We start from the raw sequence: 14,765 nt of genomic DNA on the forward strand, positions 1-14,765 counted from the left end.
CTAATCTACTAAAATACGATGTATTCTATCTTGTAGTCCTGTTGTGATTTCCCAGGGCGCCAAACCTGCAAACTGTGCAACGTCCTCGATTGTATTCTCTAAGTCTCCATCTTGACCAATAAAGGTTACCGTTGTACCTTCTGGATATTCACGAGGCAAACGTATCATTAACTGATCCATTGCTACTTGCCCTACAATAGGGGCGTATTGACCGTCAATAATAACCTTGAACCCCATTAATTTGCGTAGCCAACCATCCCCATAACCAATAGGAACAGTGCCTATCCACTCGTTTTGAGTTGTCGTATATTTGTGTGAATAACTAATACCTTCACCAGCAGGTAAGCGTTTAACAAAATTTACCTCGCTCCGAAGGGCCATGACGGGTTTCAGGTTACGTCCATCTGCTAGTTCACCACGAGAGGGCTCAATCCCATAAAGCACCGTTCCTACGCGGACAACCTCATGGGGAACCTCTTCTGCGTGATACATTGCAGCACCCGAATTAGCAACATGATAATACTTTGGTTTTGGCAAGTCATCCGTCAATTGATGCCAACGTGTTAATTGCTTTTGGAAGTACCTGGTATCTGATGAATCAGATTCGGCAAAGTGCGTCGATAGTCCAACATATTCAAACTTATCAGCATGATCCAAAACAAACTGTATCGCTTTCGCTAAAGTTTCACGATTTCTAAACCCAATTCTACCCATGCCAGTATCGATACCTAGTGTAACAGGTAATCGCTGTTCACCAGTTAACTGATGTTCTGCTTTCTCCAGCCAGTCCAATGAAACAACAGTTGCCATGATATGCTGGACAGCCATTAGTTCAACATACTTTACCTGTGAAATACCTAAAATTAAAATTGGTGCGGTTATGCGCTCATGCCGCAGTGCAATAGCTTCATCAAGAACAGCTACACCTAAGCCATAAATACCTCCTGCCACAGCAGCTTGAGCCATAGGAATCAAACCAAATCCATAGGCATTTGACTTAACGGTCAAAAAGACTTTGTCTGCACCTGATACATTTTTAACGGTCGTTATATTATGTTCAACAGCGCTCTTGGAAACTTCAAGACGTGTTGGACGTGTTATTGCCTCTACCATATGTTAGCCCATTCACAGATATCTATGAATGCATACCTCCTCTATTAAAAAATCCACAGCGCACAAGTAGCAGCCATGGATCCCAATTAATTGCAATCTATAACATAGCACCCCGCTTACGCGACAGTCCAACGATTTTTCACCGATTGGCCCAGCTACTTGGTGTCACAGCACCAATGCTTCGGCTACATCCCCTTTAACCTGTTTCATTGTACCTGTAAGCACTCCGCAAGCGACTAATGTCAGCAGCAACCTCTATGATTCTTAAATTGTTATTATTGTATTCTAATTTTTTTTATTTGTCAAATTCAATATTTTTACGCTTGTTTGATTGATAACACTGTCAAATCACCGTATAATGAATTTAATAACTTATGAAATGATGGGAACTATGACGCGACTTGTTACAGCTACAGAAATGCAGCAAATAGATAATTACACGATTGAGACTATTGGTATGCCACAGGATGTATTAATTGAACGGGCCGCAATGGCAGTGCTTGATGTTATCGGCGCCGGTAGATTCGATTTGAGTCATGTGTTAGTACTAGCTGGTCTTGGTAATAATGGTGCTGACGGCGTAGCAATCGCTCGTCTCTTGTACGCTCAAGGCGTAAATGTCTCATTACAATTTGTCGGAAACGTTAGCCGTGCGAAAGACAGTGTGAAACGGCAACTGGCAATCATTGAAAAGCATGGCTTAGTTCGTTCTGAAAAAAGTGACTTTAATGAGGCAACTTTAATTATTGATGCGATATTTGGAGTTGGATTGAACAACGTTCTACCTGAAGGCTTACAAAAAATGATTAAAGCGGCCAACCACATTGATAAACCTGTCATTGCTGTTGATGTTCCTACTGGTATTGATGCAACAACGGGAGAGGTACGTGGCGCTGCTCTTAAAGCTCATACTACAGTCACTTTCGGCTTCACAAAGGTTGGTTTAACGCAACAGAATGGTTGTTACCTTTCCGGAAATGTTATTTTAAAAGATGTCGGGATGCTTATTCCAGATGATTTTGAATTCAGTTTACAGGAGACGCTACCTGTTGCATAGAATATAATACTTCACAATATAAAAACAGTTTATTAATGCCAGGTTGGCATTAATAAACTGTTTTTTTAGTCAATATGTGTCACTTCATCGCCAATCAACAATTTCTTCTCCTTCTTTAGCAAACAATAACAAATCAGCAATTGATGTACGTTTTAACCGTTTCTTAAAATCTTTTTCTGCTTCATAGACAATAGATAGAACTTCTTTTGTTCCTTCAGCGACAGCAGTTTTGGCAGGAAACACGCGATCTGCCAATTGGGTAGAATGAATAAAGCTATCTTCTCCTTCAATCGCCTCATAAACATCCAATAACGTAATATCATTGGTATTACGAGCCAATTTGAAACCACCTTCCTTACTAGCGATCGCTTTTATTAAATTTGCAACAACTAATTTGCGCATTGTTTTTTTTAAGTACGATTCAGATACTTCTAAGTGTTCACTTAAAACATGACTTTTAACAGGTAAGCCATCTTTTTGCAAAGCTAACATAACCAAGACAACCAAACTTTGTTCAACTGCACTAGACATTTTCATTTATTTTTCCAACTTCATTTCTTTATGTACGCAGTCTGCCGACTGCTTTTAAATTAATGCTTAAAAGTTAACTGATTATGGTTTAATTTCATTTGGTACACAAACCATGTTAGTACCATTGATATCACTCCTAAGGATAACAATACAGTTAAGTCTGATGCAACACTGCCACCCATAGAAATTGTTTCGCGGAAGGCATGGACAGAGTAACTCATTGGCATCCATGGATGAATTGCCTCAAAAAAGCTGTTTGACAACTCAATAGGATAAGATCCTGCACTAGCACTCAGTTGTAATACCATCAAAACCAGCATAATCCCTGACCCTAGTTTACCAATTAGCACATTAAACAAGACAACAAACTGATTGAACCCAAAGGATGCTGCTAAGGCTACAACAAATGTCATCGCTGGCCGCTGCGCTTCCATGCCATCCACTAAGAAGAGTAAACCAGTCATAATCAGTGCTTGTCCAATAAAAACTGGCGCATTAATTAACTGCTTATTAGCCCACCATGTGAAACCATTTTTTGGCTTTTTAGAAACCGTCATGAAATCAAATATGGTCGTAAATGTGATCATACCAACAAATAACCCAACAGACATCATATATGGCGCCATTCCAGTTCCGTTGTTAGGAACCTTTGATAAATTAGATGATTTTTGCTTGACTGGCTGTGATAATGCTACCACATTTGATTTCTTATTGTGTATAGCTGACAATTTCACAGCACCATCAGCTAATTTATTCGCTAAAGTGGTTGCACCAGTACCTGCCTGCTGTAAGGCCTCACTAGCTTGATTTTCACCAGTAAGTAACTGTGTCGTGCCATCATTTAATTGCGAAACACTACTATTAAGTGTATCGTTTTTGGCGGCTAACTGTCCAAGTCCTGTAGTTAATTGAGATGATCCTTGCGCTAGCTGCTGAGCACCTGGTACTGCTTGGTTAGCTATTCCTTGGCTGACGGTAGTTAAGCTGTCATTTAGTGTTTTAATGGCTGTTTGCGCGCCTTGAGTGGCAATGGATCCTTGTTGACCGAGTTTCTGTAATTCTGGAATTTCTGCCTGCAACGCTTGTAATTGTGGCAACATAGCTTTTAATGTAGTTAATTGATTTTGAATTGTAGTGGCTGCTGTTGCACTTGATTGCACATTTTCAGCCAAATCACTTAATGCTGCTTGATATTTAGCAGCAACAGTAGGATTTTCTTGTAAAAATTTTTGGAAATCAGCATCTTGAGCTAATGCTTTGAAAGCAGCTGCGTCTTTCCCAGCACCAGTTAATCCAGCTGACAGCTTTTCGGACGCTTCGTTAAGCTTTGTTGAATCAACAGTTACCGTTGGTGATTCAACCTTACTTAGTTTTTGCAAGCCCTGTGTCAGTTGCGTCAAGCCTGTATCAAGCTGCTTTAAATCAGCCGCCTTAGCACTTTGCTTTGTATTAATCTCGTCAGAAACCTTTTGGAGCTGTGTGGCAAGTTGTTGAGCACCTGAAGTTAACTGCTGAGCACCAGTATTAGCGGACGACACGCCATTTGTATACTGTGACAAGCCCGTTGCCAACTGTGAAGTACCAGTTTGGAGCTGTGTTGTACCATCTTGCAATTTTTTAGTACCATCTTGTAATTGTGATAAACCACTCCCAAGTTGTGTAGCACCTTTAGATCCCGATTGAAAACCTTTTTTTGAGGAGGCTGTTGCATTTAAAATTGTTTTATTATAAACACCTTGCAGTGATTTTGAGACATTTGCCTGTACTTTATCAGCCGCGGAAGCCGTTAATTTTTCAGCAATGAATCCTTGCCCTGTATTATGCGCAATTTTAATCTCAGGCTTGACTGGCTTAGCATCCAACAGCGTACCTGAATTCTTAGTAAAGGACTTCGGTATCGTGATGGTCATGTAATACTTTCCAGATGCAAGTCCTTTTTTAGCTTTTTCAGCCGAAGTCTTAGTTAATTTTAATTGCTTGCTGTCAAGCAATTTTTTAGTTAAATCATCGCCTATATTCTGTGACTTTCCATTAATCTTTGCGGTCTTATCTTGATTAACAATCGCAACTGGAAGATGGTCCACTCTACCATAAGTATCCCAAAGTGACGACAAAAAAATGACTGCGTATAAACTCGGAATGAGTGTAATACCAACCAATAATAATGGTAACCCCCTGATTTTTCGAACACGGTTCCATTCTGAATTCTCAAAAAACTTCCTCATACTTCGCACTCTTTCGTGTATATTTTTTATCTATGGATATATTATAGACACGGAAAGATGAAAATGCAACAATAGTTTTCATTTTTTTACATGTTACTTATGATACGGTGATCCTTGTTGAATCATAAAAGCACGATAAATTTGCTCAATCAGTACAAGACGCATTAATTGATGTGGCAAGGTCAGCAACCCAAAGCTCATCTTTAGGTTCGCCCTTTGCTTGATTGCCTTAGATAATCCAAGAGAACCACCAATAATAAAAGTAATGTCCGAATAGCCATTAACCGCAATGGCTTCAAGTTTTTGAGAAAATTCCTCGGAAGGAAACTGTTTCCCTTCTATTGCTAGCACAATAACATAATCACGCGAACCAATTTTCGCTTGAATTCGCTCCCCTTCTCTAGCCATAATTTGATTATTCTGTGCTTCACTAGCATTTTCCGGCGTCTTTTCATCAATCAACTCAACTACTTGAACTTTACAAAAGCGAGATAATCGTTTTGTATACTCCGCAATGCCTTCTGTTAAATACTTTTCCTTTAGTTTCCCGACCGTGATTAATTTAATATTCATTTCAAACCTACTCTTTACAATTTCTTAATATTTTTGGTTGATTACCTATATTCATTATATCCGATGTTATCCACACGAACAAAAAAAATATTTTTTTCTGAAAAAGCTTTTATACCAACTCTTTTCGCTGTTCGCTTTTTAAGTTATCCACTGTTTTTTTTAATTTCAAAAAAAATGTGGATAACTTTATAAACGTTATTTTACTCTTATTTAGACAAATTATAGATATTTTCCCGCAAGTTATCCACAGTTATCCACAAAGTTGTACACAATTGTGGATAAGCACACGCGTTCGACTAATGTTTAAAGTAAATTTTCTTTACATTGTTCGGAAAATATATTCTAAATAGCATTGCATCAGTGTTATTTCTTTAATCGCTTCAATACACGAACATTGCTGATATGCGTCTAAAAACTGCCCATTTTTCCCTAAATATTGCCTAAAATTACCAATATTTATTATTTCTTATAAAAACAAAGCACTTATCCACGTATTTAAACGTCTTTTCCACATTTTCTGGTATTTAGTCCACAAATTGTCAACATTTTCAGCTTGTTTTCAACATTTACAGAAAATACATATTTTTTAATAAAAGTCAAACAAGAGTAAAGAAAAAGCTAACATTTTTGTTAGCTTGCTAATTTCTGTGTTAATTTAACCTTGACGTTTTGCTTAGTATCCTGATGATAATAAGTCAATGTTATTGTGTCCCCAAGCGAATGCTTGTAGAGTTCTTCTCGCAGATCAGCCTGTGAGCTGACCTTTTTACCATTAATGCCAACAATAACGTCGTACTTCTTCAATCCAGCTTTATCTGCTGGGCCATTGTTAGTCAAACTCATTACAACAACACCACCAGTAACGCTATCTGGAATTTTCAATGTTGATTTTTGCTCAGAAGCTGTTACTTCTGACAAATTAATCAAACTAATGCCAATTGCTGGTCGTGTGACTTTACCATCTTTGACTAATTTGTTAACAATGTCAACGACTTGATCAGAAGGAATTGCAAAACCCATCCCCTCAACGCTCGTTCCAGAAGAAGATGTTGATAACTTCATTGAGTTAATACCAATAACTTGTCCTGCAAAGTTGATTAATGGTCCACCTGAGTTACCAGGATTAATAGCAGCATCCGTCTGAATAACCGTGGATCCACCATAATTTTGACCATTTTCAGATGTTGCCTCAACTAACCTTTTCTTGGCCGAAATGATGCCTTGCGTCACTGACGAAGCATACTCAGATCCCAGCGGCGAACCAATTGCCAAGACGTTTTCACCAACAGTTATTTTACTTGAATCGCCAAATTGTGCAGTTGTTGTAACGTCTGTGCCGCCGATTTTCAGAACAGCTAAGTCAGTCATCGCATCTTTGCCGACTAATGTAGCGGTCACTTTCTTCCCACTGTGCAGCATAACTTGAATTTTAGCCGCTCCAGTGATTACGTGATTATTGGTTACAATAAATGCCGATCCATCCGTTTTTTTATAGATCACGCCAGAACCTTCTGACGATTCTTGATAACTACCTTGACTGGATTTAGTAAAGTTCAATACAGATACAACTGCATCTGATACCTTATTATAAGCTGATGTAGCAGTTGCATTCTTGGCAATCGTTTTTGTACTTGTTGCTGTCGTACTCACTTTTTGATTTTGATTTTGTAACAATTGTACACCCTGCTGCCCATACAAAATTGCTCCTCCACCAACAACACCAGCAATGACGCCAGTTAACAACGTTTTTGTTAATGCTGATTGTACCATTAGTCACCTCTCGACTATATTTATTTTATTTTATCAATTTGAAGTTAAGCAAAAATTAAATTATTCTGATAAATTGTCGCTCGTAAAGGCATTGATTTTCAAAATCCCTGTGCTGCCATTTGCGTGTGTTACAACAAATACCCATACCGGTAAATAAATGTCATAGCCATTAACCTTTACCGATGTATCATATGATAGAGCGCCCTTTGATAATTTATCACCACTATTTAGCTCATTGAATTTATAGAGAGCGACAATTGCGGCTTCCTCTGTAATTGTTGCACGTTCATCGCGCAATACTGTAACCTTAGTTATTTTAGTTTGTGTAAAATCAGTTACCTTACGGTCTTTATCTTTGTTAAAGATCATCAGCCCTTGTTTAGCGATGACCGGCAAATTATCAATATACTGAGAATAGGTTACACGATTTTTCACATTAACTTTAGACAGAATAGGATTATATCGATATCCTGCATTACGTGCTATCTTTGACGCCTCAACGTCATCCGCCGCAGCTTTCTTACCACTACTGCTACTACTAGTATTCCCTCTACCTAGTTGCGATGTTTTATTGAAAGTCACGTAGAGCGTCTGATTATTAATATTTGCATTGAAGTTTGACAACTTATCAATCGTTGACATTAAACTATTTGATCGTTTACCAGCTAAATAACTAGCATAAGTAACCGAAGTACTAAAGTTAGCTACTTTTATTTTTTGATTTTTAATCTCACTAATGATATTCGCATTGGCGTCGGTTACTTTAATACTTGGTCTCTGATTACTACGCCACCAAAAAAAGAGAAACACGTCCAAAAAGATGAATAACATCGTCATTAATATTTTTAGTCGTCTAAATTGCATAAAAACGTATTTCTCCTTTCATAGTTTTCAGAACCCTGAATCATCCTGATTGGAAACTATTCTCGATTAGCTAGAAACGTATTGACGCTCATCCAACCCGTTGGCGTTTCAATCATCCATGTAGGATTCATGTTGACTGAAACGTTATTTTCTTTGTTAGCCAACCATTCATAGCCTGGTGCAATAGAATAATACTCACTACTTTTGACACCAGCTTGTTGTAACTTAGCCAAAACATCTGCTGCTTTTGGTAAAGTAACATCTTCTTGCGTATTAGGAACCGGCACACCCAACTCATTTAGCGAATAGGTACTTGTTAGGTTACCGTATTTATCTAACGTCATATGAATAGCACCAGTTTTTGATTGGTAATAAACTGGTAGCCCTTCAACAAACGTTCGATAAGTAATATCCTTCCCATTATCACGGCTCTGGTAAAAGCGCGTATCAGAGAGATCTAACTGTAACAAATTAATTTGCGAAAAACCGACATTCAACCGATTGTAATAGCTGCGCTGTAATGTACCAGTCGTTCGATTATCTGTAAAGGTCACTGTTTCTAAATCTGGATCATAAATGATTTGTTGATTACTGTATTTATTAGTATAAATTTTTTTATTGTTCTCAGTGGTCTGGGTTAACTGATTTGTAGTCCCTAAGAGTGCTGATACATAAGTCGTTGGATCACGATGATTCACTAAATAAGAGTACACAGGTAATTTAAACTCTTTTGGGTAGTTCAACATCACATGTCCGTTAACCACTTTAAAGTTTACCGTTAAAGCTTTGGGCAACCGAGCAGCGACCTTCCATGCCTCAGTTGTATCAATTTTGCTAATAGTAACTGTCGTAATCGTTTTAGACTGTGTATTCACAAAATATGCTTTTTTAGAATGGTTAAGTGGCACAACAACATAGTTAAAGTTAAAACTTTTATGCGTTGATACACGCTGAGAATAATAAGAATTAAAATATTCAATTGGCACAACGTCTGGATAGTGATACAAGGCAGTTTGCGTTTTATCCAGTAATTGACTAATCTGCTTATTAGTTGCTTTTCTTTGCGTAGGATTCGTCATTCTAGAATTTGCTAAATACTGATGAATACTTTTATATTGCGCATTCGTGGTGTGCATAACCATATGCTGTTTGCCACTTTTATCATTCACAATGTAGTTCGTAGGTCTAAACAACTCGGAAGCTTGTTGCGATTGTTGATCCGTTTGTGTCGGCGCCTCTTGACTGCCTGCTGAAATGAATATTAATGCAGTTAGTACAATAGAAACAATAATAGCAATCGTCAATAAAATATTGATCATAACACCTTGGACTGATCGATTATTCTGCATCCCAATCGTCCTCCGGTTCTTCGTCAACATAAGCTAACGAAATATAGAAGGTAGAGCCCTTATTTTCAACTGAATCAACCCAAATACGACCATTAAACTTTTCAACCACTTCCTTAGAAATAGCCAATCCTAGCCCTGTTCCACCCTGCGCACGGGACCTTGATTTATCAACTCGGAAGAAACGATTAAATATATTATCCAAGTCTTTTCTTGGAATGCCTAGCCCTTGATCAGAGATGCTTAAGATTGCACGTGTTTTTGTCTTAATCAGTCGGGCTGTTATGGTTCCGCCGTCTGGTGAATATTTCACCGCATTATTCATGATATTGTCTAATACCTGAGTAAACTTGTCCGGATCAACTTCAACCCAAACATCTTCCTTGGTAAATTCACGCAAAATATTATAGTTTTTAGTGATTGTGTTTTCGTTTTTAGCGTCACTTTCCAAAATCATATCAAAACGATTCAAAACAAAGTTAAACAAACTGTTTAAATTAATAACTTCTAGCTTGACCTCCATCGTGCCTTGATCTAGACGCGATAGCTCCAACAAATCATTAATCATTCGAATCATACGCTGTGTTTCATCTTGAACAACACCCAAAAAGTTTTGCGCCATTTCTGGGTCATCAATAGCGCCTTCTGCCAAAGCATCCACATAGGATCGAACTGAAGTCAAAGGTGTTCTTAATTCGTGCGATACATTGGAAACAAACATACGCCGTTCAGAATCTATACGTTGTTGCTCGGTAATATCATGTAGGACCACAACTAATCCAGAAATAAAACCAGATTGGCGTTTAATCAAAGAAACATAGGTCTGGACTAACAGTTCTTTACTATCATCTGATAAGTCTACTCTAAAATCATTTAGATTTTCCAATATATCACGTAATGTACGTTTGCCCTCCAAACGTAAGAGACTAACAACATTTTGTCCAAGGGCATCTTCCCGGTTAACCCCTACAAAATCTGCTGCAGCCTGATTAATAATGGTGACTTCACCACGGCGATTAGCCGCTAAAACACCATCCGCCATATGTGTCAAAACGGAATCCAAACGATTACGCTCCGCATTGACTGTTTCTGTTGACTCTTCGATACGCGTAGATAGATCATTAACCGATAATGCCAATTGGCTTAACTCATCAGAACCATAAATGTGATTCACCATCGAGTAATCACCTTCAGCAATTTTAGTCGTCTGTTCACTGATTTGTTCAATTGGTCTTGTTAAGGTTCTTGCTAAAAATAGGGCCAGCGCCACACTGGCAACTAGTGCAATCAAGCCAGCAATAATAAACAGTCGCATGACACTGTTAATATTCTTATATACTGGCAATAAACTGGCTTTTACAACAATAACACCGGAGACGTCTTTTAATCTCCCCGTAGTCACCCCTAGAGGTGTCGTCATGATTTCTTTACGCTCGCCGTTTTCATTGATCGTTCGAGTGGCAACATACGACTGGTCCCCAGCAAGCGCCTTTTGTGCATTAATGTCGGTCGTTTTTTGGCTGATCGTTTGCTGACCTGATACAGAAGTCGTTCCTCGAATTGTTCCAGTTTTATCAATAACTTGTACTTCTTCAATGTTGGTATTGTTTAATCCTGACAAAACGTCTTGGATTTCATGATTGCCTTCATCAGAGTTACTATTACGTAAAGCAGTGTTAATTGGATCAGTAACATATTTAGGTAAGGTGATCTGTTGTTGGAATGTCCTTAAGTTCTGACGTTCCATTTGGCGTACGAAAAAAGCACCCAAAAGTTCGAGTGCGATAATCATTAGCAGCACAAAAACAAGTGTGATGCGAAAACGAATAGATTGGAAAAATTTAGTAATTGACGTCATCTTCATTATGCTCAATGGCGAGCATTCTTCCCCTCATTATGTACGCGTAAACTTAAATTTCATTCATTTATTCTTCTGATGGGCGTAAATAATATCCGACGCCACGACGTGTTGCTAGCCAATTAGGATGGCTAGGATTGTCTTCAATTTTCTCACGTAATCGTCGAACCGTAACATCTACTGTACGTACGTCACCAAAATAATCATAGCCCCAAACTTGCTGTAACAAGTGTTCACGTGTCATCACCTGTCCAATATGTTGTGCTAAATAATATAATAATTCAAATTCACGATGCGTTAACTCAATATCAGCACCATCCTTTGAAACCATATAGGCTTGGGGATGGATTACTAAATCACCTAAGTGAATATCTTCTGTACTATTAAAAGTCTCTTCAGAAGTTTGCGAAACAGACTTTCGACTTCGCAAATTAGCCTTAACTCGTGCAACCAATTCACGATTAGAAAATGGTTTAGTTACATAATCATCGGCTCCCATTTCTAAACCAAGAACCTTATCAATCTCACTATCCTTAGCGGTCACCATGATGACAGGCACATCTGACTTAGAACGGATTTGACGCAAAACCTCGATACCATCTACTTCTGGTAACATCTGATCTAGTAAAACCAAATCAGGATTTTCATCATTATACATATCTAATGCTTCTTGCCCATCCGCAGCGGTGACTACATCGTAGCCTTCTTTGGTTAGGTTAAATTTAATAATATCAGAAATCGGTTTTTCATCGTCCACAACTAATACTTTACTCATGGCAGAACTCCTATCGTATATGTGTCGTTTCTTTTCATTATAACATTTCGGGTAAACGAAAAGAACAAGCAATGTCACTTGTTCTCATAAAAATGCAACAATATTTTATTAATGTCCACGTCGGTAGAAGCGATTTTTAAACAAAGAACTAATCGCCTCATTTTTGCTAATACGGGTAATTGCCTCACCAATCAGCTCTCCAACAGAAACAATTTCTAATTTCTCAAATTTCTTATCTTCTGGTAAATTGATTGAATCAGTTAGAATAACTTTTTTAAACACTGAATTCTGTAGACGTTCAATGGCTGGCCCGGAGAAAACAGCATGCGATGCTACTACATAAACCTCTTTGGCACCGTGTTCCATAACAAGTTGAGCACCTTGCGTTATCGTTCCAGCAGTGTCAATCATATCATCAATCATGATAGCCGTTTTACCTTCAACATCACCAACAATGCTGCCAACTTCAGCCACGTTTGGTTTTGGACGGCGCTTATCAATCACTGCAACTGGTGACTCAAGTTCTAACATATTATTCAAATTACGCGCGCGTGTCATCCCACCGTGGTCAGGGGAAACAACAACCGCATTTTTTTTATCAGCAATGCCTGATTCAATCAAATAATCTGCTAATAATGGGGCGCCTTGTAGGTGATCCATTGGAATATCAAAGAAACCTTGAATTTGAGCGGCATGAAGGTCTAATGCTAATACACGTGTAGCTCCGGCACGTTCTAACATATTAGCTACCAACTTAGCTGTGATTGGCTCACGAGAACGCGCTTTGCGATCTTGACGTGCGTAGCCATAATACGGCAGAACAACATTGATTTGATTTGCACTTGCACGACGCAATGCATCAATCATAATCAATAGCTCCATCAAATTATCATTCACGGGTGCTGAAGTCGATTGAATAACAAAAACATTATCGCCACGAATACTTTCCTCAATGTTAATTTGCACTTCACCATCAGCAAAGCGTTTAACGGAAATACGGCTCAACGGAACACCAACCGAATCGGCAATCTTTTGCGCAAGTGGTTCGTTTGAGCTGAGTGAAAAAAGTTTCAATTTAGGTTCTGGCATGTCTAACTCCGAGTTTTTATAGGTAGCTATTGTAGTATTACTGTATTCATTTTACCAAAAAAAACATTTAAATACAGGTCTTATTACAAGTTTTAAATAAGATATTATGCTATGACATTTGATAATGCTGTCAAAGCTGCATCATAATCAGGTTCATCAGAAATTTCTGGTACAATTTGCGAATAAAGGACCACGCCTGCCGCATCGATAATGTAAATCGATCGTGTGTCAAAACCAGTGTCTGGTACATATAACTTAGTTGCGTATCCAAATGATTCTTGCTCATCTGAAAGCATACGCATGTTGTGTACCCCTTCAGCTGCGCACCAATCACGTTGCTCTGCTGCTGTATTTGTGGAGATAGTCACAAAATTAACATCTGTATATTGATCCACAGCTTGGTTAAATCGACGTGTCTGTAATGAGCAAATATCTGTATTTAAATCCGGAACGACAGAAAGCAACATCACTTTTCCTAACAAATCGGCCGTCTTAACTTTTTCATTGTTTTGGTCAACTAATTTGAAATGAGGCACCTCATCACCAACTTTAAGGGGATCGCCTTCCAATGCAACTTTATTACCATTTAACAGAACGTTCATCTTTTTTTGCCTCCTTGGCTTATATATCGGAATATTTTAAATTAAGTAATCTACACAGATTATAACTGCAGCTGTGTCAAAACTAAAATATAACTGTCTTTTAAAGAACATATTCTTCTAAGACCCGCGCTACACCGGAATCATTGTTTGTTGCTGTCTCGATGTCAGCTATTGTTTTAATTTTTTCAATTGCATTACCCATGGCAACACCTAATCCTGCGCGCTCAATCATTGAATAATCATTTTCTTGATCACCAATTGCCATTGTGTTTTTAATATCAACATTTAATGCTTTTGCCAGAGCTTCAAGTGCATTGCCTTTCGAAGCATCTTTGTTGATAAACTCTAGGTTATTGGCAGTTGACCGAATCACTGACATTTTGTCAGAAATACTTGTTGGCACATTCGCTTGTACGTTATCCAAATCGTCAGATTCAGCGTTGGCAATGCCCTTAATAATTTCAACATGCTCCAGCTCATTGTCATTATTAACAATATGTAACGGCAAATTTACAAGAGAATTTTCAAAACTAGCCCAACGATGAATTAAACGATTGGTCGTATAAGCCGCGAACTGATCCTCAGCTTGAATATACGTCTTTTGCTCACGCATAAAGGTATTTAGCTCTTTATACTCTGCCAAATCTAGTGCAGCATGAAACAAAATTTGAGAGCCATCAGCAGTTTGCATTAAGCCACCATTATGTGTAATGACATACTGTTCGCTGCCTACAATGCCTAACTCGTCTAATATATTGCGAACACCAGGAAGTGGTCGACCGGTTGTAATAACAACTTTGACATCTTGTGCAAGTGCCTGTTGAACTGCAGATTTTACATCTAACGGAATTTGACGCTCATCGTTAATCAATGTGCCGTCAATATCGATAGACACAATTTTTATCTCTGACATGTTTTGACTCCATTTTTAGGGATACTATTATTATACCAAACAGCAGCGC

13 protein-coding genes and 1 riboswitch are annotated in these 14,765 nt (G+C 38.3%); of the genes, 1 reads left to right on the forward strand and 12 read right to left on the reverse strand.

Features of this window, described 5'->3' with window-relative positions; translation table 11 throughout:
- Complete coding sequence (gene alr / locus RHP56_RS09620; RefSeq protein WP_102753537.1) at positions 1–1,113, reverse strand: alanine racemase; 1,113 nt, start codon at positions 1,111–1,113, stop codon at positions 1–3.
- Between the two features lie 97 nt (positions 1,114–1,210).
- Positions 1,211–1,379: riboswitch (Lysine riboswitch) on the reverse strand.
- Positions 1,380–1,504: 125 nt separating this feature from the next.
- Between alr and RHP56_RS09625 the strand changes: the two genes are divergently transcribed.
- Complete coding sequence (locus tag RHP56_RS09625) at positions 1,505–2,170, forward strand: NAD(P)H-hydrate epimerase (protein WP_010285559.1); 666 nt, start codon at positions 1,505–1,507, stop codon at positions 2,168–2,170.
- 84 nt (positions 2,171–2,254) lie between these two features.
- On the opposite strand, the gene RHP56_RS09630 is transcribed toward RHP56_RS09625, so the two are convergent.
- The 11 genes from RHP56_RS09630 to RHP56_RS09680 form a co-directional block, all read right to left on the reverse strand.
- Positions 2,255–2,707: an Rrf2 family transcriptional regulator gene (locus RHP56_RS09630; protein ID WP_011680485.1), complete on the reverse strand. Its 453-nt coding sequence runs from the start codon at positions 2,705–2,707 to the stop codon at positions 2,255–2,257.
- A gap of 53 nt (positions 2,708–2,760) precedes the next feature.
- The gene (locus tag RHP56_RS09635; protein ID WP_011680486.1) at positions 2,761–4,926 is read right to left on the reverse strand and encodes a YhgE/Pip domain-containing protein; all 2,166 of its coding nucleotides are present in this window, start codon (positions 4,924–4,926) and stop codon (positions 2,761–2,763) included.
- A 93-nt stretch (positions 4,927–5,019) separates the two neighbouring features.
- Positions 5,020–5,499 carry a 23S rRNA (pseudouridine(1915)-N(3))-methyltransferase RlmH gene (gene rlmH, locus RHP56_RS09640; RefSeq protein WP_011680487.1) on the reverse strand — a complete coding sequence of 160 codons (480 nt, stop codon included), beginning with the start codon at positions 5,497–5,499 and terminating at the stop codon, positions 5,020–5,022.
- 630 nt (positions 5,500–6,129) lie between these two features.
- Positions 6,130–7,269: a S1C family serine protease gene (locus RHP56_RS09645; protein WP_102753628.1), complete on the reverse strand. Its 1,140-nt coding sequence runs from the start codon at positions 7,267–7,269 to the stop codon at positions 6,130–6,132.
- Positions 7,270–7,329: 60 nt separating this feature from the next.
- Positions 7,330–8,133 carry a two-component system regulatory protein YycI gene (gene yycI, locus RHP56_RS09650; protein ID WP_010289058.1) on the reverse strand — a complete coding sequence of 268 codons (804 nt, stop codon included), beginning with the start codon at positions 8,131–8,133 and terminating at the stop codon, positions 7,330–7,332.
- A gap of 56 nt (positions 8,134–8,189) precedes the next feature.
- Complete coding sequence (locus RHP56_RS09655; protein ID WP_011680489.1) at positions 8,190–9,482, reverse strand: hypothetical protein; 1,293 nt, start codon at positions 9,480–9,482, stop codon at positions 8,190–8,192.
- Positions 9,472–11,337 carry a cell wall metabolism sensor histidine kinase WalK gene (walK, locus tag RHP56_RS09660; protein ID WP_041775208.1) on the reverse strand — a complete coding sequence of 622 codons (1,866 nt, stop codon included), beginning with the start codon at positions 11,335–11,337 and terminating at the stop codon, positions 9,472–9,474. Before walK ends, RHP56_RS09655 begins: the two co-directional genes overlap by 11 nt.
- A gap of 67 nt (positions 11,338–11,404) precedes the next feature.
- Entirely contained in the window at positions 11,405–12,112 is a 708-nt protein-coding gene (gene yycF, locus RHP56_RS09665; protein ID WP_010281559.1) for a response regulator YycF, read from the reverse strand.
- 108 nt (positions 12,113–12,220) lie between these two features.
- Positions 12,221–13,201, reverse strand: a complete 981-nt coding sequence (locus RHP56_RS09670; RefSeq protein ID WP_011680491.1) for a ribose-phosphate diphosphokinase — start codon at positions 13,199–13,201, stop codon at positions 12,221–12,223.
- Between the two features lie 104 nt (positions 13,202–13,305).
- Entirely contained in the window at positions 13,306–13,803 is a 498-nt protein-coding gene (gene tpx, locus RHP56_RS09675) for a thiol peroxidase (protein WP_050884456.1), read from the reverse strand.
- Between the two features lie 100 nt (positions 13,804–13,903).
- On the reverse strand, positions 13,904–14,716 hold the full coding sequence (locus tag RHP56_RS09680) for a Cof-type HAD-IIB family hydrolase (protein WP_014325196.1): 813 nt from the start codon (positions 14,714–14,716) through the stop codon (positions 13,904–13,906).
- Positions 14,717–14,765: the final 49 nt, after the last annotated feature.

Source organism: Leuconostoc sp. C5, from assembly GCF_056530425.1.